Raw genomic sequence first — 25,252 nt, 5'->3', positions numbered from 1 at the left:
CTGACCGCGTACCTCTTGCATAATGGGTCTGTGACTTAGTGTATCGAGCAAGCTTAAGCCGTTAGGTGTAGGCGCAGCGAAAGCGAGTCTGAACAGGGCGTTTGAGTTCGATGCATTAGACCCGAAACCCGGCGATCTAGGCATGACCAGGCTGAAGGTGCGGTAACACGCACTGGAGGGCCGAACCGTTTAATGTTGAAAAATTATCGGATGAGTTGTGTTTAGGGGTGAAAGGCCAATCAAGCCGGGAAATAGCTGGTTCTCCGCGAAATCTATTGAGGTAGAGCGTCGGATGATTGCCGTTGGGGGTAGAGCACTGGATGGTTGCGGGGGTCGCGAGATCTACCAATACTAACCAAACTCCGAATACCAACGAGTCTAGTCCGGCAGACAGACGGCGGGTGCTAAGGTCCGTCGTCAAAAGGGAAACAGCCCTAACCTACAGCTAAGGTCCCCAAGTCACGTCTAAGTGGGAAAGCATGTGGGATTTCCAAAACAACCAGGAGGTTGGCTTAGAAGCAGCCATCCTTTAAAGAAAGCGTAACAGCTCACTGGTCTAAACAAGAGATCCTGCGGCGAAGATGTAACGGGGCTCAAGACGTGCACCGAAGCTTAGGGTTCAGTCTTTTGACTGAGCGGTAGCGGAGCGTTCCGTAGGCCGTTGAAGCGGGAGGGTAACCGACCGTGGAGGTATCGGAAGTGCGAATGCAGACATGAGTAGCGATTAACAGTGTGAGATGCACTGTCGCCGAAATTCCAAGGGTTCCTGCTTAAAGCTAATCTGAGCAGGGTAAGCCGGCCCCTAAGACGAGCCCGAAGGGGGTAGTCGATGGGAACCACGTTAATATTCGTGGGCCTGGTGGTGTGTGACGGATGGCGTAACTTGTTCGGCCTTATTGGATTGGTCCGGGCAGGGAAGTTGTCCCAGGAAATAGCCCCACCGTATAGACCGTACCCTAAACCGACACAGGTGGAATGGTAGAGTATACCAAGGCGTTTGAGAGAAGTATCCTGAAGGAACTCGGCAAATTGCCTCCGTACCTTCGGAAGAAGGAGGCCCCACATATGCGCAAGCACTTGTGGGGGGCACAGGCCAGGGGGTAGCGACTGTTTAGCAAAAACACAGGGCTCTGCTAAGTCGGCTTCAAGACGACGTATAGGGCCTGACGCCTGCCCGGTGCCTGAAGGTTAAGAGGAGGAGTGCAAGCTCTGAATTGAAGCCCAGGTAAACGGCGGCCGTAACTATAACGGTCCTAAGGTAGCGAAATTCCTTGTCGGGTAAGTTCCGACCTGCACGAATGGCGTAACGACTTCCCCACTGTCTCCAGGATATGCTCAGCGAAATTGAATTCTCCGTGAAGATGCGGAGTACCCGCGGTTAGACGGAAAGACCCCGTGCACCTTTACTGCAGCTTCAGAGTGGCATTAGGAAAGAACTGTGTAGCATAGGTGGGAGGCTTTGAAGCCGGGACGCCAGTTCCGGTGGAGCCATAGGTGAAATACCACCCTGTTGTTTTCTGATGTCTAACCTCGCACCGTTATCCGGTGCAGGGACCCTCTGTGGCGGGTAGTTTGACTGGGGCGGTCGCCTCCTAAAGAGTAACGGAGGCGCGCGATGGTGGGCTCAGGACGGTTGGAAACCGTCTGTTAGAGTGCAATGGCATAAGCCCGCCTGACTGCGAGACTGACAAGTCGAGCAGAGACGAAAGTCGGTCATAGTGATCCGGTGGTCCCTCGTGGAAGGGCCATCGCTCAACGGATAAAAGGTACGCCGGGGATAACAGGCTGATGATTCCCAAGAGCTCATATCGACGGAATCGTTTGGCACCTCGATGTCGGCTCATCACATCCTGGGGCTGGAGCAGGTCCCAAGGGTTTGGCTGTTCGCCAATTAAAGTGGTACGTGAGCTGGGTTCAGAACGTCGCGAGACAGTTTGGTCCCTATCTGCCGTGGGCGTCGAAATTTGAGAGGAGTTGACCCTAGTACGAGAGGACCGGGTTGAACATGCCTCTGGTGTACCTGTCGTCCTGCCAAGGGCGCAGCAGGGTAGCTATGCATGGACGGGATAACCGCTGAAAGCATCTAAGCGGGAAGCCTCCCTCAAGATAAGATTTCTTCGAGCGGTCGTAGACCACGACCTTGATAGGCCGGATGTAGAAGTGTGGTAACATATGGAGCTAACCGGTCCTAATTGCTCTGATCGCGCCTGAGAGTCCCACCATCAATGACAACACTGGATATAAACCAGCGTCAGCCATCGAGCGTGGTGATCAACCTCATGCCAGATAAACAAACCAACTCATTTGATGACGCGTTTCTCAACCGAAACGCCCAAGTGCACGGCACCGATTAAAACCCGAAGCGCAAGCTCTATTGCTTGGTGACCATAGCGTCTGTGACCCACCCGATCCCTTCCCGAACTCGGACGTGAAACCAGTCTGCGCCGATGGTACTGTGGCTCAAGCCCCGGAAGAGTAGGGCGTCGCCAGGCATTATAGCTCGCGCTTCACATATAACCCATTCGCAATAAATGCGGCCTCCGCAGCGATCTCTAGTGTCGCGGGATGGAGCAGCCCGGTAGCTCGTCAGGCTCATAACCTGAAGGTCGTAGGTTCAAATCCTACTCCCGCAACCAGAGGCCGCAATTCAACTGCCATTTCATCAGCCATGAACATGTCCCATCGATCTTTCGGATCGGTGTTGGACTTTCATTGCGTCGACATGCGTGACCTGTTCCCCAAATAGCGTTCCGCCGCAAAATAGCGCGGAAGGCGTGCGCGGAGGTTTGAATCCCGCCACGGTCCTTTGGGCGGCCGATTCCCGCTCCTAATCCTGCAATGCGATCATCGAAATCTGCCGGCCATAGTCGGCTTCTCCCCGATGGCAGGAACGGCGGTAGCTGTAAAAGCGGTCCGGCTGGCCATAGGTGTCCTCGTCCAGCAGTTCGATCTGGCCGATTCCCGCATCTGCCAGCCGCGCAGCTACATAGGCGGCGATGTCGAACTGGCAATGCCCCTCGCGCCCTGCTGAGAAGAAGCGATCATTTTCCGCATCCGCCGCCGCGAAGCGCTCTGCAAAATCCAGGGTCACTTCATAGGATGAGCGCCCGATGCAGGGCCCTATCGCGCAGGCGATCCGGTCGCGTGCGGCGCCCAGCGCCTCCATCGCCTCGATCGTCCGATCCGTGACACCGCCCAACGCGCCCTTCCACCCTGCATGCGCCGCGCCGACGACTCCGGCGGAAGTATCGGCAAACAGCACCGGCACGCAATCGGCGGTGAGAATCCCCAATATCAAACCAGGCCGATCGGTCACCATCGCATCGGCTGCCGGCCGTTCGTCGGCTTCGACAGGCGCCGTGACCGTGACCACATCGGGCGAATGAACCTGGTGGACCGTCACCAGCGCCGCACCCGGCAGCAGCGCGTCGCGGGCGAGATCCCGGTTGCGCAGAACCGCGCCGCGTTCGTCCTCCGAACCCAGTCCGACGTTCAGGCCCGCATGAATTCCGGTCGAAACGCCACCGCGCCGCCCTGCGAAACCGTGCAGGACGTCGCCCAAACCCGCAGCCCGCAGCAACTCGACCACGCTTCACTCCTCAACATCGTCATGGGAACCGCTTTTGCCCCATGTCCTGAATGCGCAACATACTTGCGCACGGCGGATTAGGCGATAGTCTCCGTTCCATCACAAAAGGGGAGCGGCCGCAACGGTCGCCTGGGCAAAAGACTTCAAAGATAAAGGGCTCCACCATGATTTTCGGGCGCATAAAGCCATTGGATGCCATATTGGCCACGGCCGAGAAGAAATCTCTCGTCCGTACCCTGGGGCCGGTTCAACTGACGCTGTTGGGTGTCGGCGCGATTATCGGCACCGGTATTTTCGTTCTGACCGCCGCCGCCGCGCAGAAGGCCGGGCCGGGCATGATGTGGAGCTTCGTCATCGCGGGCGCCGTCTGCGCCTTCGCGGCGCTCTGCTATTCCGAGATCGCCTCGATGGTACCCGTATCGGGTTCCGCCTATACCTATACCTATGCGGTCGTCGGGGAATTGCTCGCCTGGATGGTGGGCTGGGCGCTGATCCTGGAATATGCGGTCGCGGCCAGCGCCGTTTCGGTGGGCTGGTCCGGCTATTTCATGGGATTGCTCAAAAGCATAACCGGACTTGAACTGCCACAGGCGCTTTCGGCGGGCCCCGTCTGGACGATGAACGGCCTCATCCCGCATGCCGATTTCTCCCATGGCGTCATCAACATTCCCGCCATCGTCGTTGCGCTCGCCGTCACCGCTCTGCTGGTGATCGGCACCACGGAAAGCGCTCGCGTCAACGCCGTGCTCGTCGCCATCAAGGTGACAGCGCTCACCGCCTTCATCCTCTTGACGCTGCCCGTGCTGGACACCGGCAATTTCTCGCCCTTCGCGCCCAATGGCTGGTTCGGCCCGGAAGGCACAAGCGGCATGGGCATCGTTGGCGCGGCCGCCTCGATCTTCTTCGCCTATGTCGGTTTCGACGCCGTCTCGACCGCGGCGGAGGAAACCAAGAACCCGCAGCGCAACGTGCCCATCGGCCTGATCGGCAGCCTTGCGCTGTGCACCATCTTCTATCTGCTGGTGGCTGGCGGCGCGATCGGCGCCATCGGCGCGCAGCCGGTGCTCGGCCCGGACGGCGCCGTCGTCGCGCCCGGATCGCAGGGTTTCGCCGCCGCCTGCGCCACCGCGGCCCATGTGAAGGACCTTGTCTGCTCCAACGAAGCGCTCGCCCATGTGTTGCGTGAGATCAACTGGACCGTGGTGGGCAATGCTCTGGGCCTTGCCGCCAATCTGGCGCTGCCCTCGGTCATCCTGATGATGATGTTCGGCCAGACCCGCATCTTCTTCGTGATGGCGCGCGACGGCCTGCTGCCGGAAAAGCTGGCCAGCATCCATCCCCGGTTCAAGACGCCCCATGTCGTCACCATGGTAACCGGCGTCTTCGTCGCCATCGGCGCCGCGCTGCTGCCCGTGGGTCAGCTCGCGGACATCTCCAATTCCGGCACGCTCTTCGCCTTCTTCATGGTGTCGATCGCCGTGCTGGTGTTGCGCGTGAAGGAACCGGGCCGCGCCCGTCCTTTCCGCACGCCGCTGGTGTGGGTGATCGCCCCGATGGCGGCCGTCGGCTGCATCTTCCTCTTCTTCAACCTGCCCTTCGATGCCCAGCTGGTCCTGCCGGTCTGGGGCGGCCTCGGCCTCGTGCTTTATTTCATCTATGGCTATCGCAAGAGCCATGTGGGACGCGGCCTGATCGAAACCCACGAACAGGATGCCGGCATTCCGCCTCAGCCCGTGCCGCCTTTGCCGGGCGCGCATACGCCCGGCGGCCGGGACGCCTGATCGACGAAGGGGGGGGCGGCCATACCGCCCCCCTTTTCAGTGCAGCGGTTCGAATTCCGGATCGCGCAGCGCGCCATGATGGGGGCGCGTGAACAAATTGCCCCGTTCAGCCCAGGCGACGATCAGGAAGGAGATCGAGCCGAACACCGCCAGCCCCAGGGTCAAAGGCAATGTCGTCCCGTCGAAGGCGCGGCCGATCAGGCTGCCCAGTGCGCTCGACACGGCCGTGGTCAGGAACGCCTGGAAGGAGGAGGCGACGCCCGCGCCCCTTGCGAAGGGTTCCATCGAGATCGCGCTGAAATTCGATGCGGTGAAGGCGATAGTCATCATCGTCGCCGCCTGCAGGATCATGAAGCTGACGATGGTTTCGTACCCCGTCAGGATCACCGCCAGATGCGTGACATTGATCGCCACCAGGCAGAGCAGCGCCGTCTGGCTCAACCGCCGCGCACCGAAGCGCGAGACGAGCCGGCTGTTGAGCAGGCTGCCGATCCCCATGCTCCCGGCGATGGCAGCGAAGGCGAAGGGGAAGATCCTCTGCGCCCCGAATATGTCGAAGAAAATCTGCTGTATCGAGAGGATGAAGCCGATCAGGCCACTCATCACGACGCCGCTCGCCAGCATATAGCCGATCGAGGTGCGGGTGCGCAGGATGGTGCCGACCGTGCGGAAAATCGTGCCCGCGCTCATGCGCAGGCGATTTTCAGGCAGCAGCGTTTCCGGCAGGCGCATGCTCATCCACAGCAGGACGGCCGTCGCCAGGATCGCGAGCGCCCAGAAGATCCAGCGCCAGGGCGCGATCCACAATATCGCCTGGCCGAATGTCGGCGCCATGACCGGGATCAGCATGAAAACGGCGAAGATCAGCGACATCACCCGGGCCATCGCATCGCCTCTGAACCGGTCGCGGACGATGCCGACGGTGATCACCCGGCTGGCCCCCGCGAAGAAGCCGGCGCTGGCCCGGCCGACGAGCATCATGGCGAAGCTGTGCGCGCCCGCGCAGGCGATGGAGGCGAGGATGAACAGCGCCATCGCGCTGCCCAGCACCCGCTTTCGCCCATATCGGTCGGACAGCACGCCGAACAATAGCGATCCGACCCCCAATCCCATGAAATAGGCGCTGATGATCAACTGCCGGTCATTGGGGTGCGGGACCGAAAGATCCCGGCCGATGTCGGGCAAGGCGGGCAGCATGGGATCGATCGACAGCGCGTTCATCGCCATCAGGCAGGCGCAGAGCATCACGAACTCATGGAACGCTATGTCCTTTTTCGGCTGTGCTGCGGCGACGTCGCGTTGATCGGTCATGCCGGTGGCTATGGGGACAATCGCGCGGACGCGCCACCCCTTTAGTGCCTTCGCGGGGCATTGCCTTTGCCGCCCATGGCATCATCGCGGCTCCGATCTATGGTATCTGCCATGTTAACCATTTTTTATCCGCTGCCGGTGCAGCCTGCCGCTCGTCGAAAACCATCGCGTCGAAATCCATGAGGGGGATTCGGTTATGGCTAATGGACTGAAGAGTGCGCAGTTTCTGATGGAAAGCCGCTTCGCGGGGGCAGCCGACCGAACGGCGGAGGCCTGTTTCGATCTGGGTGTCGCCTATAGCTGTGGCACGGGCGGTCTGCCCGTCGATCTGATCGAAGCGCATAAATGGTTCAATCTCGCTGCGCTCAAGGGCAGCGAGGAAGGGCAGACGATGCGCGCGGAAGTGGCCGGGGAAATGTCGGCGCGCGAAATCGCCGAAGCGCAGCGGCAGGCGCGTGCGCTGATCGCCGCGACGCAATTGCGGGCTGCCTAGGCATTTCCAGCAGGGGCATCGCCTGATCGCCCGGAAATGGCGACAGGGCAAAAGCCTGGGGCGGCCGCGCCGATGCAAACGGATCGGTGCGATGATCCACCGGGAAATAACGGGCTAATCTCCAGCCTTTGCAGGAGCACGAGGCGCCTTTGATCGGACCTGACCGTCCGCCCACAGCCCCTTTGCATCAGTCCGGCCGTGCCTCGCCCTTTCGAAAGGGTGTCCTTTCGGTCAGCCACATCCTGTCGCGCTGCACGCCCTGCCGCTCTGCCGCCAGGAAGTCGGCAACGGCGCGGCGGAAGCTGGCATTGGGTATGAAATGCGCGGAAAAGGTCGGTTCCGGCGCATAGCCGCGCGCCAGCTTGTGGCCGCCCTGTGCGCCGGCCTCCACCCGTTTCAGCCGGCGGGCGATGGCGATGTTGATCGCCTGATAATAGCATAGCTCGAAATGCAGATTGGGCACGTCCTCGGTACAGCCCCAATAGCGTCCATAGAGCGTATCCGCGCCGATCAGGTTGAGCGCGCCGGCGATCGGCTGCCCATGCCGCAGCGCCAGCACCAGCAGCACCCGGTCCCCCATGCTTTCCCCCAGCATGGAGAAGAAAGCGCGGGTCAGATAGGGGCGCCCCCATTTGCGCGCGCCGGTATCCTGGTAGAAGGTCCAGAATATGTCCCAATGCGCCTCCGTCAGCGCGGCGCCGGTCAGGTGGACGATCTCCAGTCCCTCGACCGCCCTTTCACGTTCCTTGCGGATATTCTTGCGCTTGGCGCTCGACAGGTCGGCCAGGAAGTCGCCGAAATCGCCATAGCCGCGATTGGTCCAGTGGAACTGGCTGTCTTCCCGGATCAGCCAGCCTGCCGCCTCGAACAGCGGCACCTGCTCCGGTGCGATGAAGGTCGCATGGGCGGAGGACAGCTCATTCTGCTGCACCACCGCCTCGATCCCGGCGATCAGCGCCGGGGCGAGGGCTTCGTCGCGCAGCAGCAGCCGGGGGCCCGGCACCGGCGAAAAGGGCGCGGCGATCTGAATCTTCGGATAATATTGCCCGCCGGCCCGCTCCCAGGCATCGGCCCAGCCATGGTCGAACACATATTCGCCCTGGCTATGGGTCTTGCCATAGAGCGGCGCAGCGCCGGCGATCCGCCCATCCGGCCCGTCGATGACCAGCGGCAGGGGCTGCCAGCCGCTATTTCCGCCGACGCTGCCGGACCGTTCCAGCGCCGTCAGGAAATCCCAGCTCATGAAGGGATTGGCATCCCCCGCGCAGGCATCCCACTCGTCGCGCGGCAATTCGGCCACGCCCTGGGCAAGGCGCGCCACGCACTCAGCCATGCGACCGCTCGAAGATGATCTGGTCCGCGTGCAGCGCCGCGCGGGCACGCTGCTCCTCGCCACGCACCGTCCATGTCAGCACGGGCAGGCCCCTCCGGCGGGCGTCAACGGATGAGGAGGAAGGCAGGTCGCGGATGTCACAGGCGATAAAATCGGGTTTCGCCGCCCAAAGTGCAAGGGCGCGCCCGATTCTGTCGCGCCAGCCGCGCTTGCCCTGCTCCGTGATCACCAGCCCGCGCACGACCATGGGACGGTGACGCCGGAACCAGCGCATCGCCACGGGATTGAAGGACATGACGGCCGCCGGCGTCTTGGGCCGCCGCGCGAGATCGTCGGCAACCGCCACGCAGATCGGTCCGACATGCCGCCCGTCAACCTTGATCTCGATGAGCAGCGGAACGTCCGTCCCGCACAGGTCGAGCAGGGCGCGAAGGCGGGGAACGCCGCCACCGTCCGGCAGCATCAGCCGGTCTATCGCCCCGGCATCATGATCCTGCACAGCCCCATTCTCGCCCGTCATGCGGCGCAGCACGGCGTCGTGGAAGACAATCGCCACATTATCGCGGCTGAGGCGGACATCGCATTCGATGCCGAAACCGCCGGCGATGGCGGCCGCGAAAGCCGCCATGCCGTTCTCGCTGATCCGGCCCCCATGCAGCCCGCGATGGGCGAAGGGGCGGGCAATCAGGAAGGGGAAGGCGTCAGGCCGGGCGGACAAGGACGATCGCGTCGATCTCGACCACCGCGCCCAGTGGCAGCACCGGCACGCCCACCGCGCTGCGGGCATGCTTGCCCGCGTCCCCGAAGACCTCGACCATCAGTTCGGATGCGCCATTGGCGACCTTGGGCTGGTCGGTGAATTCGGGCGTGCTGCTGATGAAGGCGCCCAGCTTCACGATCCGTTCGACCCGGTCCAGGCTGCCAAGCGCCGCCTTCATCTGGGCGATCAGGTTGAGGCCGCAGGCCCGCGCCGCCTTGACGCCATAGTCGAGGTCGCGGTCCTCGCCCAGCCGGCCCGTCATCAACTGGCCGTCGGACAGCGAGATCTGCCCGGAGATATGCAGCAGGCCGTTCGCTTCCACCGCCGCCACATAGGCGGCGACCGGCGCGGCGGCGGCGGGCAGGGTGATGCCCAATTCGGTCAGGCGGGCTTCGATGCTCATGCGGATGCTCCTTGAGTGGTCGGTAAGGTTTCGGGCGCCGGACCCTCGGCCAATCGGGCCGCGATCCAGGTTTCGGCGGCCGCCCAGTCGTCTATCCGGGCGTGGGCCCGCGGCGCGGCGGCTATCGTGCCGGCGATCTCCGGCTCACCCACCATGTGCAGGCGCCAGACGCCCGGCGCATGGTCCGCCACCGAGCCATGATGCTCGGCCAGGTCGTCGATGAACAGGGCGACGCTGGGCCGGCGCTCCGCGACGATGGCGGCCAGCGGCTGACCCTTGCCGCCCTGGTTCCAATAGACGGTGAAGGGGAGGCCATGGGTCGCGAGCTGCTCCTCCCTCTGCCGGTGATGCCGCTCCGTGATATTGGTGAGGACAACGATGTCCGCGATCCCGCTCAGGCGGCGCATCGCCTCCACCGCCCCGGCGATCGGCGTCTGGCGATGCATTTCCGTATCGAAGAAACCGATCAGCAATTCCCACACCAGCGCGCGCTCCAGCGGCTGGCCGCTGTCCTTGTGCCGCAGCGCCCCACCAAAGCCGCGCTCACGCATGTCGAAATGGACATTGTGGTTCTCGTCCAGCCATTGCCGGAAGGGCACCACCATATGCAGCAGCACCTCGTCGCAGTCGGTGATGATCAGGGGGCGGGTCATGCGATCAGGGACTCCCTTGCGGCGATCAGCGCCTCCGGCCTGCTGTCGATGCTTTCGGCACAGGCGATCAGATCCGGCTCATGATCGGCCAGGAAGCCCAGCACCGCACTCAATATCGCCGGATCGCCCACGCCGTTCCTCAGCGTATCGGCGTCCAGCCCGGTCAGCGCCAGCAGCCGGTCGGCGCGGCGATCGTCCGCCAGTGTCCAGGCCAGCGCCATCAGGGCCAGAACGGATGGCTCCCGGGTCTCGTCTGGGATATGTTGCTTGCCATGGTTAATGTCGGGACGCATGATTGATCTCAACGAAGGGCGGGCCTAGGGGGACGCACTTCCATTATGTTTGCGGATTTCTCCAAACGCGGGTGACTGGTGGCAAAGCGCGTGCTCGTTGTCGAGGACAACGAACTCAATCTCAAACTTTTTTGTGACCTGCTGCGCGCGCACGGGCATGAGGTGCTGCCGCTGCGCGACGGGCGGGACCTGCTGGCGCAGGCGCGCGAATTCCATCCGGACCTGGTGATCACCGACATTCACCTGCCGCATATCAGCGGGCTCGACCTCATCATCTCGCTGAAGCGGGACGCGCAATTGTCGTCGGTGCCGATCATGGCGGTTACTGCTTATGCGGGCCATGGAGATGAGGAACGGATTCGCGGGGCAGGCGCGCAGGCCTATGTGTCCAAGCCGATTTCCGTGCTGCGCTTCATAGAGCAGGTGAACGCTCTGCTCTAGGGCGCGGGGTTGCCGTTGCGGCCATGAAATCCTCCCTCTCCGCCGCCTGAAGCCGGGATTGTCACCGCCCGGTCATACGGCTTTCATCGATCCGTCTCCCTTTTGCAGCCATGTCGTCACGCGGCTCTGCCATGCCGCGGTCGCCAAGGGCGCGGCGTTCAGCCGACAGCCCGGATTGTACACAGGGGTATTCATCCATGTCTCATCTGACCGACGAGGCGCGCGCGGCCTTCCGCGATGCGCAGCCCAAGATCACTGCCGGCGAAGACAGCCTGGAATCGATCGTTGCCGCCAATCCGGCGCGCCGCACCGTGCTGAAGAACGGCCTGCTCGGCCTTTCCATGCTGCCGATGCTGGGTGCGCTCACGGCCTGCGGCGACGATGACGATTCCGGCTCGCCGACACCCACGCCCACGCCGACGCCAGCCCCGGCGCCCAGCTACGCCATCAACTTCGCACCGGTCGCGATCAACGGCAACGACACGGTCACGGTTCCCGCCGGCTACACCGTCGATGTGCTGCTGAAAGCAGGCGACTCGGTCGAAACCGGCACCGCCTATGCCCCCGGCAGCTTCCCCGGCAGCGCGGCCCAGACCAATTTCTGGGCGGGCGGCAATCATGACGGCATGGAATTTTTCGAACTGTCGGGCGTCGACCCCAACAGCGGCGGCCTGCTGGCGATCAACCATGAACTGCCGGATTACAACATCCTCTTTTCCAGCGGCGCCTATAATGCCGCCACCGCCACGGCCGACCAGAAGGCCATCGCCCTGTCGGCGGTCGGCGTTTCCGTCGTGGAGGTCGCCAAGGGCACGGACGGCAAGTTCGCGGTCAAGGCGGGCTCGCGCTTCAACAGGCGCTATAGCGGCAACACGGACTATCGCGTCGGCGGCCCCGCCGCGGGCCTGCTCTCCCCGACCATCCGCGGCACGCTCAACAACTGCTCCTCGGGCCGCACGCCCTGGGGCACCTATCTGACCTGCGAGGAGACAACCAACAACTATCTCGACCCGACGCAGCCCAACAACAATTATGGCTGGGTGGTAGAGATCGACCCCTATCAGGAGCTGGCCGCGCCGACGAAGCGCACCGCCATGGGCCGCTTCTCCCATGAGAATACCGCCTATATGGACGATGCCAACAACCGCGTCGCCTTCTATATGGGCGACGATTCGACGCCGGGATGCATCTACAAATTCGTGCCCGACCGCGCCTACAGCACCGGCAACCGCGCGTCGAACATCGACATGCTCGACTATGGCACGCTTTATGTGGCGCGCTTCAACGCGGATGGTACGGGTGAATGGCGGGCGCTGGTGCAGGGGCAGAATGGCTTGGTCGCCAATGCCTCCGACCCGGGCAATGTCAGCCAGTCGACCACCCCGCCGACCCCCACGACGGTCAGCTTCAACAGTACGGCCGATGTGCTCATCAACGCCCAGTCAGCGGCGCGCGTCGCCGGCGGCACGCTGATGGACCGGCCGGAATGGATCACGGTCGCGCCGAACCGCCAGGCGATCTTCGTCACGCTCACCAACAATAGCGGCCGCCGCGTCACCGATAACCCCAATCCGCGCACGACCAACCTGCACGGTCATATCCTGAAGTTCCGCGAAAATGGCGATTCGCCGCTGGCGACCCGCTTCACCTGGGAAGTCTTCCTGCTGGCGGGCAATCCCAATCTGGCCGAAGCGAACCTGAAGGGGAACATCAGCGGCGATTATTTCTCCAGCCCCGATGGCCTCCGCATCGATCCGCAGGGCCGCCTGTGGGTCCAGACCGATCATAATCTCACCGGCAATGCGGGCACGCTGAACGGTGCGGCGGTCAACATGACCCAGGCCTTCGGCAACAATTCGATGTACCATGTCGACCAGACGAGCAAGGCATCCAAGCGCTTCCTGGTCGGTCCCGTGGGTTGCGAGATCACCGGCATCGCCTATACGCCGGACCTCAAGAGCTTCTTCATCAACATCCAGCATCCGACCGGCAACTGGCCGGTATCGGGGCAGCAGCCACGCTCCTCGACCATCGTGGTGCGCCGTACGGATGGCCAGCCGGTCGGTAATTGATCGATCCGGCTTGGCGGATTTCGGCTAATCCAAGACATTCCCCTCCCGCAAGCGGGAGGGGTAGGGGTGGGTGCGAGCGTAGCGAGCTTCCAGCTTAGACCGTTGCAAATTCCCGCTGATGTCGCGCTAGCCCACCCCCTAGCCCCCTCCCGCCTGCGGGAGGGGGAATGGCAGGAAACCACCCAAAATCCGCCCCCAACCCGCATTTCCAGCCAACAAGGAAAGGCCCGTTCCCCCAGGGGGACGGGCCTCTTCGTTCGGGCATGACGCCGCGAACCGGTAATCGTCGGGCGACCGCAGCCGCCGTCAGATCACTTGATCTTGGCTTCCTTGAACTCGACATGCTTGCGCACGACGGGATCGTACTTCCGGAAGCTCAGCTTCTCGGTCTTGGTGCGCGGATTCTTCTTGGTGACGTAGAAGAAGCCGGTGTCAGCCGAGCTGACGAGGCGAATCTTGACGGTTGCTGGCTTGGCCATGGCCTTAGTCCCTGGTCGTGAATATCGTGAAAAAGAAGAGCGGCCCCAATTCTCTTGCGAGGAAGGGACCGCCCCGTTTCAGCGGTGCCCCATGAGGCAGATTCGGCCCCATGTCAAGGCTCGTGGCCCAGGCGCGGGGGTTATGCTACACTTTACGCGGCCTTAACCCGCTTCGCTCTATCAGGGAGCCGGAGTTACAGGACGGGGGAGTCTTCTCCATGCGACATGATCCGATGCTGGCCATTCTTGCCGATCTGCTGAGGCGGGTCGACGAGCTTGCGGGGGAAAGGGGCCATGTATCGGTCGTGCGGTTGCGCGACGAGATCGACCGCATTCGCCATATTGCCCGCGCCTTTCACCTCGACAGCGTGGAAAGCCTGGCCGGCACATTGCAATCGGCGCTGTCGCTGCAAGGCGCCGGACCGGTCATCATGTCCTATCTCGACCTGATGCGCGACGCGATCGCGGCCAAAATGCCGGAGGCGGACGTCATCGCCATGCCCGTCGCCGCCAAGCCGGCGGTAGGGCCCGGCGCGCACCTGACCGTCTGACTGTCTGGCCGGCTGAATGGATGCATTGCTGATCGCATTGCTCGGCTGTCTGTTGGCGGAGACGGGCGACAAGGGGCAGTTGCTGGCGCTTGCGCTGGCCGAACGGTTCCGCCGCGACGGAGCGGTGATAGCGGGGATCGTGGCGGCGGCGCTCGCCAATGCGGCCATCGGCGCGGCGGCAGGCGCCTTCATCGCGCCGATGCTGGGTACGGACGGGCGGCTCCTTTTCCTGGCGCTGGCGCTGATCTTCCTGGCGGTCGGCATGTTCTGGCCGACGAAACGGCCTGATCCCCTGGCAAGCTGGCGGCTGGGGCCCTTTCCGACCAGCGCGCTCGGCCTCTTCATCCTCGGCTTCGGGGACGGCGCGCAGTTCCTGATCCTGGGAATCGCCGTGCGGACCGCCGATCCTTTCCTGGCCGCGACGGGCGGGGCGATCGGCATCATCGCCGCGACCGTGCCCGCCATTCTGATGCGCGGGCCGTCGTTCAAGGCGCTGCCGCTTCGCGCGATCCGGCTGGGTGGTGGCGTGCTGGTGCTGCTGGCGGGCATGGCGGCGGCGGTGTCGGCCCTGCATCTCGCCTGATCGATTGGCTGCATCACACTGACCGGCATTATCCCGGCAAAATTCCTGTCTTGTCATGGCACCTTATCGGGGACAGACCATTATATGTCCGAAACCAAGTCCCCCAGCAGGAGCCAAGCATGACAGCCCCCGATCTCAAGACCCCGACGGACCTGCGCAGCAACGCCACCAAGTCGGTCGCAGAGGCGCTGAACGGCGTGCTCGCCGACAGCTATGCGCTGTATTTCAAGACCAAGAATTTCCACTGGCATGTATCCGGCCCGCATTTCCGCGACTATCATCTGATGTTCGACGAGCAGGCGACGCAGATCCTGGCGACCACCGACCTGATCGCGGAGCGGGTGCGCAAGACCGGCAACACGACGCTGCGTTCCATCGGAGACATTTCGCGTCACCAGTCGCTGGTCGACAATGACGCCGATTATGTAAGCCCCGGCGACATGCTGAATGAGCTGCGCGAGGACAATCTGAAGCTGGTCGAGGCGCTGCGCGCCGCCAAGGCGGCCGCGACCGAAGCGGGCGACAATGCGACCGAGGGCATTATCGACGACTGGACCGACGAGGCCGAGGAACGCGCCTGGTTCCTGTTCGAAGCTGGCCGCAACGCTTGATTGAATAGACGAAAGCCCTCCAGCCGAAACTGGAGGGCTTCTTTTTTTTGATCAGCATTTATCCGTTTGAACGATACCGATCTTTTTGCAGCGTGCTCCTGCGAAGGCAGGAGCCCAGTCCTGCCGTCCGAACTGGGTTCCTGCCTTCGCAGGAACACAATCCGGCATATTGCGAGGTCTACTCCTCCAATATCGCTTCGATCGCGAGGATCATGATCGCGCCCGGCTTACCGCCGAAATCGACGCTTTCGCCTTCTTCCGCATCCATCATCGCCCGGGCAAGCGGCGCGGAAAAGGCGATGCGTCCTTCAGCCGGCTCCGCCTCATCGTCTCCGACGATGGCGACCCGCTTCTCCTTGCCGTTCAACCGGTAGGTGACGCGGCTGCCGAAGGCCACGGCCTCCGCATCCGGCACCGGCCGCAATTCCGCCGTCGCCAGGCGCGTGCGCCAATAGCGCAGCTCGCGCTTCAGCTTCTTGGCGTCCTCCTCAGCCATGGCTTCGGTATCGACCGCCTCCAGCGCTTCCACCTTCTCCCGCGTCAGCCGCAGGCCGCGCGCCGTCACCCAATTGGGTCCGGGCGGCAACGGAATCTCGAAAGTGGGTTCCAGATGCTCCTCGTCACTCTCGCGACGAAAGGCGACACTCATTGCACTCTCCTGTCAAAACGCTTGTTCGCGCTGACACGAGGTCGAAACTGCCGATCTTCTTTTCAAGGGAAGGTCCGGGCTTCGACATCGCGGAAGCCCGAACGAGCAGGGCCTCTAATCTTCGTCGAACAGTCCGGCGAGCTGCTCCACCATGGTCCCGCCGAGCTGTTCGGCATCCATGATGGTCACCGCGCGGCGATAATAGCGCGTGACGTCATGGCCGATGCCGATGGCGACGAGCTGCACGGGCGAGCGGTTCTCGATCCACTCGATCACCTGCCGCAAATGGCGCTCCAGATAGGTGCCGCTGTTCACCGACAGGGTGGAATCGTCGACCGGCGCGCCGTCGGAGATCACCATCAATATGCGGCGCTCCTCATTGCGGGCGATCAGCCGGTTATGCGCCCAGAGCAGCGCCTCGCCGTCGATATTCTCCTTGAGCAGCCCCTCGCGCATCATCAGGCCCAGATTCTTGCGCGCCCGGCGCCAGGGTTCATCGGCCTTCTTGTAGATGATGTGGCGCAGGTCGTTGAGACGCCCCGGCATCGGCGGACGCCCGGCGGCGAGCCAGTCCTCCCGGCTCTGCCCGCCCTTCCAGGCGCGGGTGGTGAAGCCCAATATCTCGGTCTTCACCCCGCAACGTTCCAGCGTGCGGGCCATGATGTCGGCGCTGATCGCGGCGATGGAGATCGGCCGCCCGCGCATCGACCCCGAATTGTCGATCAGCAGCGTCACGACCGTATCGCGGAACTCGGTGTCCCGCTCGATCTTGTAGGATAGCGAGCGCGTCGGATCGATCACGATCCGCGCCAAGCGCGCCGCGTCGAGCAGCCCCTCTTCCTGATCGAAGTCCCAGCTCCGCGACTGCTGCGCCATCAGCCGCCGCTGGAGCCGGTTGGCGAGCTTCGTCACCGCGCCCTGCAGGCTCACCAACTGCTGGTCGAGGAAGCCGCGCAGCCGCAGCAATTCATCCTCGTCGCACAGATCCTCGGCGGTCACGACCTCATCGTGAAGCTGCGTATAGGGCTTATAGTCGAAGCCCGGCGGCAGGTCGCCCATCGGCCGGTTCGGGCGGACGGGCATCATGCCCTCCTCGCCCATATCCTCCGCGCCTTCCTCGCTGTCGGCGTCGAACTCGTCGCTATATTCGGTTTCGCCGTCCTCGGTGTCGCCGCCCTGGTCCTCGGCGCGCGCCTCGGCAAAGGCGTCGCTGTCGCCCGCCTGATCCTCGCCGCTGTCGCCGTCTTCCTGTTGCTGCTCTTCGTCCTCCCCCTCTTCCTGCGGTTCGGACTCGTCGGTTTCGGGCGGCACGTCGGCGTCGATCAACTGGAGATGCTCCAGCATGGCCGAGGTCAGCTTCTGGAAAGCGCGCTGATCGTCGATGGCCATGGCCAGCGCGTCGAGATCCGCGCCCGCCTTGTCCTCGATCCACTGGTCGACCATCGCCAGACCGGCCCGCACATCCTTGGGCGCGGCCTGCCCGGTCAGCCGCTCGCGCACCTTGAGCGCCAGCGCGGTCGACAAGGGCACCTCATCGGCGGAACGCGCCCGGCGGATCGGATCGGACTTCAATTTCAGGTCGAGCGCATGGTTGAGGTTCGCCCTTACCCCCTCCATCGCCCGCGAACCGATCGCTTCTACCCGCGCCTGCTCGACCGCGTCATAGACGGCCCGCGCCGTCGCGTCGGCAGGCGCGGCGGCGTTGTGAATCCGCGCATTATGGTGCCGCAGCCGCAGCGCATTGGCGTCCGCGAAACCCCGCGCCAGCGCCACCTGATCGGCGGGCAGATTGCGTCCGGGCGTCGGCACCTTGATCGCCTTGCCCGCCATATGCGGCGTGTCGGCGGTGAAGCTCACCTCCACCTCCGCGTCGCGCGCGATCGACCGCGCCGCGCCGGACAGCACGTCCTTGAAGGCGTCGAGGGGCGAACGGTCGGCCATCAGTCGAGCAACATTCCGCGCATCGAATCCCGTGCCGCGGCGTCGACGCCCAGCACATCGTTCAGATAGCCGTCCACGCCGCCATGGCTTTCATCCAGCGTCGCGAACAATGTATCCAGATAGACGGATTCCGCCTTCAGCAGCGGTTCGAGCATGTCGGTCCTGGTCAGCCGCATCCGCGCCACCAGCGTGTTGCGCTGCGCCAGCAGCCAGTCCCAATCGGCATGGGTGTTGGTCGCCAGATAATCCTGAACGATTGTCGGGCGCGGCACGCCCAGCGCCGCCAGAACCAGCGCCGCGCCCACGCCGGTCCGGTCCTTGCCCGCCGAGCAGTTGATCAGCAACGGCACGCGCCCATCCGCGATCCGCGCGAACATGGCGCGGTAGGATTCGGCATGGTCGACCGGGATGACGCGATAAAGGGCGATCATCGTCTGCCGCATATCGTCCGCCGTCGCGCCGTCGCGCTTCAGCATCTCTCCGAGGAGCCCGCTGCTTTCCGCATAGTCGCGGCAGAAATAATCGACCTCGCTCCCATGCCAGAGCGTGGGTTCGGCGGTCCGTTCGTTGCCGCGGCGGAAATCGCAGATCGCCTTGATGCCGAGCGAGCGGAGATGGTCCGCATCCGCGTCCGTCAGCAGCGCCATCGTCCCCGACCGGTAGAGCATGCCGCGCTTCACGCAGCGCCCGTCCGCCGTTGCATAGCCGCCGAAGTCGCGCAGGTTGAACGCGCTCTCCAGCGGCAGGCGGGCTTTTTCCGGCGTCAGGGCGACAGGCTCGCTCACGGCCGCTCGCCCTCCCCGACCATGGGCACGGCGATGGTTTCGATCTGCGTTTCGACCTCGCTCATCAGCTTGTGGACCGGGCATTTCGCGGCGACGGCGATCAGTCTGTCATGCTGCTCTGCGCTCAACGGGCCGGACAGCGCGATGCGCGTGGTCAGCTTGTAGATGCCCTGCCGCTCCTGGCTCGCATCGCGCACCACGCCGACATGGATGCCCTCCACCGGAATGCCGTTGCGCTGCGCATACCAGAGCATGGTCATCGCCTTGCACGCGCCCAAGGCCGAATCGTAAAGATCATGCGGGTCCGGCCCGGCATCATGACCGTCCGGCGCTGTCATGTCCGCGATCAGTTCATGCCCGCGAATGCTGATCCGATGGGCGGTCCCGCCCTCCGGATCGATCCGTTCGACGACGATCACGTCACGCCGCCCGGTGCGCGACGCTTTCGGGCAGATCCTTGCCGAAGACGCGCTGATAATATTCGGCCACCAGCGGCCGCTCCGCCTCGTCGCATTTGTTGAGGAAGCTCAGGCGGAAGGCGAAGCCGATATTCTTGAAGATCAGCGCATTCTGCGCCCAGCTTATCACGGTGCGCGGGCTCATGACGGTCGATATGTCGCCGTTGACGAAGCCCTGACGCGTCAGTTCCGCCACCTTGATCATATTCTCGACTTCCTTGCGGCCGCCCTCATGGTCATATTCGCCGGACTTGGCCAGCACCACCTGCGCCTCGGTAGCGGCGGGCAGGTAATTGAGCGCCACCACCAGATTCCAGCGGTCCATCTGGCCCTGGTTGATCTGTTGCGTGCCGTGATAAAGGCCGGTCGTGTCCCCCAGACCCACGGTGTTGGCGGTAGCGAACAGGCGGAACCAGGGATTGGGGCGGATCACCCTGTTCTGGTCGAGCAACGTCATCTTGCCGTCGGTTTCCAGCACGCGCTGGATCACGAACATCACGTCCGGGCGGCCCGCATCATATTCGTCGAACACCAAGGCGACCGGCCGCTGCAACGCCCAGGGGAGCAGGCCTTCGCGGAATTCCGTCACCTGCTGCCCGTCCTTCAGGACGATGGCGTCGCGCCCGACCAGGTCGATGCGGCTGATATGCGCGTCCAGATTGATGCGGATGCACGGCCAGCGCAGGCGGGCGGCGACCTGTTCGATATGGCTCGACTTGCCGGTGCCGTGATAGCCCTGCACCATCACGCGGCGGTTATAGGCGAAACCAGCCAGGATCGCGAGCGTGGTGTCCGGATCGAACACATAGGCGGGGTCGAGATCGGGCACCCGCTCGTCGGCTTCCGAAAAGGCCGGGATCTTCATGTCGACATCGATGCCGAACACGTCGCGCGCATCCACTTCGCGGTCGGGCGAGGCCAACAGCGTTTCGGCGCGGGTATCGGGCTGGACGTTCGGGATGTCGGTCATCTTCTAATCTCTTTGAACGATCTGGTCGGCACTGCCCTAACCATCAGGGACAGGCATGTCGATAGAGTGGGGCCTTAACACGCCGGGATCAAGCAGCCCATTCGGCCAAATTGGCCTCCTGCCCGACCAGCGCCAGCCCATGGGCGATGGACGTCAATTCTCCGCCGGTTGCAATATGGTCTTTCCCGAAGCGCCGGTCGAAAATGCGCCGGATCGCCGGGATCAGGGACGTGCCGCCGGTCAGGAACACCCGGTCGATGGTATCGGGCGCCACGCCCGCCTTGTCGAGCGCCTTGTCCACCGTGGCTTCGATCCGGGCGATGTCGGGCGCGATCCACCCCTCGAAATCGGCGCGCGTCACCTGCTTTTCGATGGTGAGCCCGCCGCCTTCGAAGCGGAAGGTCGCGCTCTCCGCCTCCGACAGCCGCCGTTTCAAAGACCCCACCGCATCGTAGAGCGGATAGCCCAGTTCCTTCTCGATCACCGTGATCATCCGCCCGATGGCGTCGGGATCATGGGCCGCCTTCTGCAAGCGCGCCAGTTCGTCCATGGTCCGCCGGTTGCGCATCAGCGCCAGCCGCGACCAGTCGGCAAAATCGGCAAAATAGCTGCGCGGAATCTCCAGTTCCTTGCCGAAGCTGTGATAGCTGCCGCCCTTGCCCAGCATCGGCAGCACCAGATGATCGACGATTCGATAGTCGAAGCGGTCCCCGGCCAGGCCGATGCCCGCCGAGCCGAGCGGCACGCAACGCCGCGCCGCGCCCGGCGCCTCGACCCGGACGATGGAAAAGTCGCTGGTGCCCCCGCCAAAGTCCGCCACCAATATCGTCGCCGCTTCGGTCAGGCGGCTGGCATAGCTGAACGCGGCGCCCAGCGGTTCGTAGACATAGTGAATCTCGTCCCCGAACCCTGCGAACATGGCGTCATAGCGCCGCCGGGCGAGCGCCTCGTCGGGCCGCGATCCGGCATATTCCACCGGCCGCCCGACCACGATCCGCTCCGGCCGCCGGTCCAGCGCGCCGCCCGCATGGCCGACCATGCGGGAGAGGAACATTTGCCCCAGTTCCTCGAAGCGGAAGCGCTTCTCGAACACATTCGCGCTTTCGAAGACCGGGCTGGCCGCCACCGACTTGAAGCTTTGCAGGAAGCGGCTGTCCTCCGGAAATTCCAGATATTCCGCTATCGCCCATGGTCCCGCCTCATGCGCCATGCCGCCCTTCACGCCGCTGTCATGCCAGAAGCAGAGCGCGGAGCGGAACACCGCGCCGGTTGCTTCCTTGCCGGCAAATTCCACCAGTTCCGACCCGACCCCGCCAGCGAGCGCGGCCACGCTGTTGGTCGTGCCGAAATCAAGGCCCAGGGCGCGGGTTGTCATAGGAATCTCCGGGGAAGGGTCGGCGCCTATGACAGCGCAATGAACCGATCACAAGTCATTCCCGCCTGCGCGGGAACGACGATGTTCAGGCGAAGGCCTCAGCCTTCCTCAACAATTGATAGGCCTCGATCACTCCCTGCAACAAAGCCTCATGGCTCCGGTCGCCGCCATTATGATCGGGATGAAAGCGCCGCAGCAATTCGGTGTAGCGCTGCCGCAGCGCCCTTCGGTCGGCGTCGATCGGCAACCCCATCACCTCCAGCGCCCGCCGGTCGTCCCGCGACAGGAATTTCCCGTCCTGCCGCGTCTGGTTGTCGGCCCGCGCCTTCGCCATCCGCTCCCTGAACTTGGCGCCGATGGCGTCCAACGGGTCCTGAAAGTCCGACCATCTGGGCGGCGGGCTGGCGGCGTTGGACGAAAAGGCCCGCGTTTCCCGCTCCCACCCCGCATAGGGGCGCTGGGCGGCGGCGATCTCCTCCGGGCTCATGCCGGTGAAGAAATTATAGCCCTGGTTGAATTCCCGCACATGGTCGAGGCACAGCCAGCGCCAGCGTGGGCCTTCCTGGTTCGGCCGGCCTCCTTCCAGGGGCGGCGCGCGAAATTCCCCCGGTTCCTCGCAGCCGGGCACCGCGCAGGGGCGGTCGCTTTCCACGCGGCCGTGGAAACGGTTGAAACGCCGGGTCGAGAAGGGATCGCTAGCCAAGATTGTCCTGATGCAACGGGGAATAAAGGGCCTATATAGGGGCGATGACCGAGATTCTAAAAGGCCCTGTCGCCACCGAAATCGAAGCCCGGCTGCAGGCCGCCCTCAGCCCCGAACGGCTCGCCGTGATCGATGACAGCGAGAAGCATCGCGGCCATGCCGGGCATGACGGATCGGGGGAGAGCCACTTCACCGTGGAGATCGTCTCCGGCCGCTTCACGGGCCAGAACCGCGTCGCTCGCCAGCGGATGGTCAATGCCGCGCTGGCCGACCTGCTGCGCGAAAAGGTCCATGCCCTGGCGATAAAGGCTCGCGCGCCGGGCGAATGACACCATAGCGCCTGTTCGAACGTTGTGCCGCCGTCGAAGGAGGCGCGCATCATGGCCTATGATTTCTGGTACTGGTCCACCATAGCCGGGCGCGGCGAGTTCGTGCGGCTGACGATGGAGGCGTGCGGCATCGCCTATCGCGACCGCGCCCGCACCGACGGCGACGAAGCGCTGATGGCGGACATGGAGCGTCACGACGCCGGTCCCGCCTTCGCCCCGCCCTATCTGGTGACGGACGGCCGCACCGTGGCGCAGACCGCCAACATCCTGTTCTATCTGGCCGAACGCCATGAATGCGGCCCCACCGGCCTCAAGCCGCGCTATTGGCTCGCCCAGGTGCAGCTCACCATCATGGATATGGTGGCGGAGGCGCATGACGTCCACCATCCGGTCGGCGCCCATCTCTATTATGAGAATCAGAAGGCGGAGGCCCTGCGCGCCGCCCAAGGGTTTCGCGCCGGCCGCATCCCCAAATTCCTGACCTATTTCGAACATGCCCTGAGCGCGGAGACGGGCGACTGGCTGGCAGGCCGAAGCTGGAGCTATGCCGATCTCTCGCTCTTCCACCTGATCGCGGGATTGCGCTACGCCTTTCCGCTGCGCATGGCGACGCTGACGCCATCCTTCCCGCGCCTTGCCGATCTGCATGACCGGGTTGCGGCGCTGCCCGAATTGCAGGACTATCTGGCAAGCGAACGGCGCCTGCCGTTCACCGACGAAGATGTCTTCCGCCACTATCCCGAACTGGACGCAGCATGACCCCGCCCGAACCGATCATCCAGAACGATCCGATCATCCAGACGATCACGCCCACCACCCATGACCTGGGCGATTTCCGCGTCCATCGTTCCCTGCCGGTGAAGGATCGCACCATGGTCGGCCCCTTCATCTTCTTCGACCAGGCCGGTCCCGCCCGGATCGAACCGGGGCAGGGCGTGGACGTGCGCCCCCACCCGCACATCAACCTCGCCACCGTCACCTATATGTATGAAGGCAGCTTCCTCCACCGCGATTCCCTGGGCACGGAGCAGTTGATCGAGCCGGGCGCGGTCAACCTGATGACCGCTGGCAAGGGCATCGTCCACAGCGAGCGGTCGCCGGACGAGGACCGGGCAAAGCTGTCGAAACTGTCCGCCATCCAGACCTGGCTCGCGCTTCCCGACCGTTATGAGGAGATGGACCCGGCCTTCGAGCATGTCGGTGAAGGCGGCCTGCCCGTCATCGATGGCGCTGGGGTGCGGGCGCGCGTGATCATGGGCAGCCTGTGGGGCGCAACCTCACCGGTCACCACCTATGCGAACACCATCTATGCCGACATCCAGCTCTCGCCCGGCGGTTCGGTCCCGATCGATGCGGATGCGGAGGAGCGGGCGATCTATGTCTCCGGCGGCGACGCGGCGCTGGACGGGGTGATGCTCCAGCCGCAGACGCTCTACGTCCTGCGGCCCGGCATCAGGGCGACGTTGATGAGCGTGGACGGCGGCCGCGTCATACTTTGCGGGGGAGAGGCGTTCCGGACGCCTCGCCATGTCTGGTGGAATTTCGTGTCATCCTCCACCGACCGCCTGATGCAGGCCCGCGAGGATTGGGAAGCCATGCGCTTTCCCCTGATCCCTGGCGACGACCGGGAATTCATCCCGATCCCCCAGGGACGGCCGAAGACGGTGAGCTATCCGTGATTTTTTGAGATCGTCATCCCCGCGAAGGCGGGGATCCATCTCCCATAAGTCGTCCCAGGCGGCACGTTCAGGAGATGGGTTCCCGCCTGCGCAGGAACGACGAACGGATCACTGCACGAAAGTCAGCGACAGATTCTCGGCATTTTTCGGAATGTCGATCCGGCTTTCGTTGATCGACGCTTCCTCACCCGGTTTCAGGCTGGTCCGGTCCGCCTTGGTGGTCCAGCTGAACACCAGCCGGTTCTGCCTGTCGCGCAGTTGCACCAGCACGGGGGGCACCGGCAGCACCTGCTTGCCGCTGTTCACGATCCGCGCTCCAAAGGCGAAATATTCCTCCCCGGTCGGCAGCTTGCGCCGCTCGGCAGGCTTGGAAAGATAGAAGAGCAGGTCCGGGTCGCCTTCCTCGGGCACCAGGCCCAGATTGACCGCCCAGCCAGGCGTTCCGAAATACCAGAGCGCCCCGCCGGCCGCGCCGATCGCCAGGCAAAAGGCGAGCGCCGCATAGGTCCATATCTTCAGCCGGTTGCGCCGGGGCTTCGCCGCTACCGGCGCGGGTTCGGCCCAATCGTCGCGCGCATCCGCTTCGGCGCGCCCGTAAATATCGTCGAACCGATAGTCCGGCCTTGCCGTTTCCGGGGGTGCGGCTTGTGTGACGGGTTCGGGCTCCACGGGCGCTGCGATGGGCTCCACCGCTGGCGGGGCGGACTCCTCAACCGGAGGCGGCGGTGGGGGCGCCGCCGGGGGGGGCGGTGGAGGCGGAGGCGATGGCGCCGCGACTTCGGGCACGCCTGCCGTCGCCAATGCTTCCTCTCGCGGGGCGAGCGCGGCGCCTTCCTGGAACCAGCTATGTTTGCAGGCGGCGCAGCGAACCTGGCGGCCGTTCGGGCCGACGGCGCTGTCCGGCACGATATAGCGCGTGGCGCAATTGGGACACACCAGGATCATGACGCTTCATAGGCATGAGTTGGATTCGAGGGCAAGCGGCTTCAAACATGCCCGTCCACCCGGGC

General features: G+C 63.9%; 27 protein-coding genes, 1 tRNA gene and 2 rRNA genes (1 of these 30 cut by a window edge). 13 read left to right on the top strand and 17 right to left on the bottom strand.

Annotation, left to right across the window (positions count from 1 at the left end):
* The 3 genes from H5V43_RS13425 to H5V43_RS13415 form a co-directional block, all read left to right on the top strand.
* A 23S ribosomal RNA gene (locus H5V43_RS13425) occupies positions 1-2,212 on the top strand (it extends 583 nt beyond the left edge of the window).
* A 165-nt stretch (positions 2,213-2,377) separates the two neighbouring features.
* A 5S ribosomal RNA gene (rrf, locus tag H5V43_RS13420) occupies positions 2,378-2,492 on the top strand.
* A gap of 67 nt (positions 2,493-2,559) precedes the next feature.
* Positions 2,560-2,636: transfer RNA gene (locus tag H5V43_RS13415), tRNA-Met, on the top strand.
* Positions 2,637-2,827: 191 nt separating this feature from the next.
* On the opposite strand, the gene pgeF is transcribed toward H5V43_RS13415, so the two are convergent.
* The gene (gene pgeF, locus H5V43_RS13410) at positions 2,828-3,589 is read right to left on the bottom strand and encodes a peptidoglycan editing factor PgeF (protein ID WP_193666698.1); all 762 of its coding nucleotides are present in this window, start codon (positions 3,587-3,589) and stop codon (positions 2,828-2,830) included.
* A 164-nt stretch (positions 3,590-3,753) separates the two neighbouring features.
* On the opposite strand from pgeF, the gene H5V43_RS13405 reads away from it, so the two are divergent.
* On the top strand, positions 3,754-5,370 hold the full coding sequence (locus tag H5V43_RS13405) for an amino acid permease (protein WP_048577861.1): 1,617 nt from the start codon (positions 3,754-3,756) through the stop codon (positions 5,368-5,370).
* A gap of 36 nt (positions 5,371-5,406) precedes the next feature.
* Here the strand turns inward: H5V43_RS13405 and H5V43_RS13400 are convergent, their stop codons facing one another.
* Positions 5,407-6,681 (bottom strand): multidrug effflux MFS transporter, encoded by a 1,275-nt coding sequence (locus tag H5V43_RS13400; protein WP_137709675.1) that lies wholly within the window; start codon positions 6,679-6,681, stop codon positions 5,407-5,409.
* Between the two features lie 196 nt (positions 6,682-6,877).
* Between H5V43_RS13400 and H5V43_RS13395 the strand changes: the two genes are divergently transcribed.
* A complete protein-coding gene (locus H5V43_RS13395; protein WP_044661147.1) occupies positions 6,878-7,174 on the top strand; it encodes an SEL1-like repeat protein in 297 nt (98 codons plus the stop codon).
* A gap of 187 nt (positions 7,175-7,361) precedes the next feature.
* Here the strand turns inward: H5V43_RS13395 and H5V43_RS13390 are convergent, their stop codons facing one another.
* The 5 genes from H5V43_RS13390 to H5V43_RS13370 are packed head-to-tail and all read right to left on the bottom strand — an operon-like array spanning position 7,362 to position 10,616.
* Entirely contained in the window at positions 7,362-8,507 is a 1,146-nt protein-coding gene (locus H5V43_RS13390) for a GNAT family N-acetyltransferase (protein ID WP_193666697.1), read from the bottom strand.
* Entirely contained in the window at positions 8,500-9,225 is a 726-nt protein-coding gene (locus H5V43_RS13385) for a glycerophosphodiester phosphodiesterase family protein (RefSeq protein WP_193666696.1), read from the bottom strand. The genes H5V43_RS13390 and H5V43_RS13385 overlap by 8 nt, the downstream gene beginning before the upstream one ends.
* A complete protein-coding gene (locus tag H5V43_RS13380; protein ID WP_066552904.1) occupies positions 9,209-9,670 on the bottom strand; it encodes a RidA family protein in 462 nt (153 codons plus the stop codon). The genes H5V43_RS13385 and H5V43_RS13380 overlap by 17 nt, the downstream gene beginning before the upstream one ends.
* The gene (locus tag H5V43_RS13375; RefSeq protein ID WP_193666695.1) at positions 9,667-10,323 is read right to left on the bottom strand and encodes an HAD family hydrolase; all 657 of its coding nucleotides are present in this window, start codon (positions 10,321-10,323) and stop codon (positions 9,667-9,669) included. The genes H5V43_RS13380 and H5V43_RS13375 overlap by 4 nt, the downstream gene beginning before the upstream one ends.
* On the bottom strand, positions 10,320-10,616 hold the full coding sequence (locus tag H5V43_RS13370; RefSeq protein WP_044661152.1) for a DUF3572 domain-containing protein: 297 nt from the start codon (positions 10,614-10,616) through the stop codon (positions 10,320-10,322). The genes H5V43_RS13375 and H5V43_RS13370 overlap by 4 nt, the downstream gene beginning before the upstream one ends.
* A gap of 78 nt (positions 10,617-10,694) precedes the next feature.
* On the opposite strand from H5V43_RS13370, the gene H5V43_RS13365 reads away from it, so the two are divergent.
* Positions 10,695-11,057, top strand: a complete 363-nt coding sequence (locus H5V43_RS13365; protein WP_170825584.1) for a response regulator — start codon at positions 10,695-10,697, stop codon at positions 11,055-11,057.
* A gap of 72 nt (positions 11,058-11,129) precedes the next feature.
* Here H5V43_RS13365 and H5V43_RS23785 read toward each other — a convergent pair whose 3' ends face one another.
* Positions 11,130-11,252, bottom strand: coding sequence for a hypothetical protein (locus H5V43_RS23785; RefSeq protein WP_255308956.1), 123 nt, complete (start codon positions 11,250-11,252; stop codon positions 11,130-11,132).
* Positions 11,253-11,254: 2 nt separating this feature from the next.
* Between H5V43_RS23785 and H5V43_RS13360 the strand changes: the two genes are divergently transcribed.
* Positions 11,255-13,129, top strand: coding sequence for a PhoX family protein (locus tag H5V43_RS13360; RefSeq protein ID WP_193666694.1), 1,875 nt, complete (start codon positions 11,255-11,257; stop codon positions 13,127-13,129).
* Between the two features lie 311 nt (positions 13,130-13,440).
* Here H5V43_RS13360 and rpmG read toward each other — a convergent pair whose 3' ends face one another.
* Positions 13,441-13,608: a 50S ribosomal protein L33 gene (gene rpmG / locus H5V43_RS13355; RefSeq protein WP_007687342.1), complete on the bottom strand. Its 168-nt coding sequence runs from the start codon at positions 13,606-13,608 to the stop codon at positions 13,441-13,443.
* A gap of 218 nt (positions 13,609-13,826) precedes the next feature.
* On the opposite strand from rpmG, the gene H5V43_RS13350 reads away from it, so the two are divergent.
* The 3 genes from H5V43_RS13350 to H5V43_RS13340 all read left to right on the top strand — a co-directional run bounded on the left by H5V43_RS13350 (position 13,827) and on the right by H5V43_RS13340 (position 15,353).
* A complete protein-coding gene (locus tag H5V43_RS13350) occupies positions 13,827-14,159 on the top strand; it encodes a hypothetical protein (RefSeq protein WP_025552368.1) in 333 nt (110 codons plus the stop codon).
* Positions 14,160-14,175: 16 nt separating this feature from the next.
* Entirely contained in the window at positions 14,176-14,742 is a 567-nt protein-coding gene (locus H5V43_RS13345; protein ID WP_193666693.1) for a TMEM165/GDT1 family protein, read from the top strand.
* Positions 14,743-14,861: 119 nt separating this feature from the next.
* Positions 14,862-15,353 (top strand): Dps family protein, encoded by a 492-nt coding sequence (locus tag H5V43_RS13340; protein ID WP_048577868.1) that lies wholly within the window; start codon positions 14,862-14,864, stop codon positions 15,351-15,353.
* A 178-nt stretch (positions 15,354-15,531) separates the two neighbouring features.
* Here H5V43_RS13340 and H5V43_RS13335 read toward each other — a convergent pair whose 3' ends face one another.
* From H5V43_RS13335 to H5V43_RS13305, 7 genes are all read right to left on the bottom strand, one after another.
* Positions 15,532-16,002: a GreA/GreB family elongation factor gene (locus tag H5V43_RS13335; protein ID WP_193666692.1), complete on the bottom strand. Its 471-nt coding sequence runs from the start codon at positions 16,000-16,002 to the stop codon at positions 15,532-15,534.
* 114 nt (positions 16,003-16,116) lie between these two features.
* Positions 16,117-17,943 (bottom strand): cobaltochelatase subunit CobT, encoded by a 1,827-nt coding sequence (gene cobT, locus H5V43_RS13330; protein WP_061940874.1) that lies wholly within the window; start codon positions 17,941-17,943, stop codon positions 16,117-16,119.
* Complete coding sequence (locus tag H5V43_RS13325; RefSeq protein ID WP_193666691.1) at positions 17,943-18,728, bottom strand: tyrosine-protein phosphatase; 786 nt, start codon at positions 18,726-18,728, stop codon at positions 17,943-17,945. The genes cobT and H5V43_RS13325 overlap by 1 nt, the downstream gene beginning before the upstream one ends.
* Positions 18,725-19,147 (bottom strand): OsmC family protein, encoded by a 423-nt coding sequence (locus H5V43_RS13320; RefSeq protein WP_193666690.1) that lies wholly within the window; start codon positions 19,145-19,147, stop codon positions 18,725-18,727. The genes H5V43_RS13325 and H5V43_RS13320 overlap by 4 nt, the downstream gene beginning before the upstream one ends.
* A gap of 1 nt (position 19,148) precedes the next feature.
* On the bottom strand, positions 19,149-20,156 hold the full coding sequence (cobS, locus tag H5V43_RS13315) for a cobaltochelatase subunit CobS (protein ID WP_061940867.1): 1,008 nt from the start codon (positions 20,154-20,156) through the stop codon (positions 19,149-19,151).
* Positions 20,157-20,244: 88 nt separating this feature from the next.
* The gene (locus tag H5V43_RS13310) at positions 20,245-21,531 is read right to left on the bottom strand and encodes an Hsp70 family protein (RefSeq protein ID WP_193666689.1); all 1,287 of its coding nucleotides are present in this window, start codon (positions 21,529-21,531) and stop codon (positions 20,245-20,247) included.
* An 85-nt stretch (positions 21,532-21,616) separates the two neighbouring features.
* The gene (locus H5V43_RS13305; protein ID WP_193666688.1) at positions 21,617-22,234 is read right to left on the bottom strand and encodes a J domain-containing protein; all 618 of its coding nucleotides are present in this window, start codon (positions 22,232-22,234) and stop codon (positions 21,617-21,619) included.
* A gap of 44 nt (positions 22,235-22,278) precedes the next feature.
* Here H5V43_RS13305 and H5V43_RS13300 point away from each other — a divergent pair, with 44 nt between their 5' ends.
* Genes H5V43_RS13300 through H5V43_RS13290 form a run of 3 tightly spaced genes read left to right on the top strand, consistent with a single transcriptional unit; the run spans position 22,279 to position 24,242 of the window.
* A complete protein-coding gene (locus H5V43_RS13300; protein ID WP_044661165.1) occupies positions 22,279-22,563 on the top strand; it encodes a BolA family protein in 285 nt (94 codons plus the stop codon).
* Between the two features lie 51 nt (positions 22,564-22,614).
* The gene (locus tag H5V43_RS13295; RefSeq protein ID WP_044662973.1) at positions 22,615-23,322 is read left to right on the top strand and encodes a glutathione S-transferase; all 708 of its coding nucleotides are present in this window, start codon (positions 22,615-22,617) and stop codon (positions 23,320-23,322) included.
* Positions 23,319-24,242, top strand: a complete 924-nt coding sequence (locus H5V43_RS13290) for a pirin family protein (protein WP_193666687.1) — start codon at positions 23,319-23,321, stop codon at positions 24,240-24,242. Before H5V43_RS13295 ends, H5V43_RS13290 begins: the two co-directional genes overlap by 4 nt.
* Positions 24,243-24,350: 108 nt before the next feature.
* Here H5V43_RS13290 and H5V43_RS13285 read toward each other — a convergent pair whose 3' ends face one another.
* Positions 24,351-25,187, bottom strand: coding sequence for an MJ0042-type zinc finger domain-containing protein (locus H5V43_RS13285; RefSeq protein ID WP_193666686.1), 837 nt, complete (start codon positions 25,185-25,187; stop codon positions 24,351-24,353).
* Positions 25,188-25,252: the final 65 nt, after the last annotated feature.

The organism is Sphingobium fuliginis (genome assembly GCF_015074805.1).
GTDB classification, from domain to species: Bacteria; Pseudomonadota; Alphaproteobacteria; order Sphingomonadales; family Sphingomonadaceae; genus Sphingobium; species Sphingobium fuliginis.
Note: the sequence above shows the minus strand (reverse complement) of the source record. Positions and strands in the feature narration are given on the sequence as shown.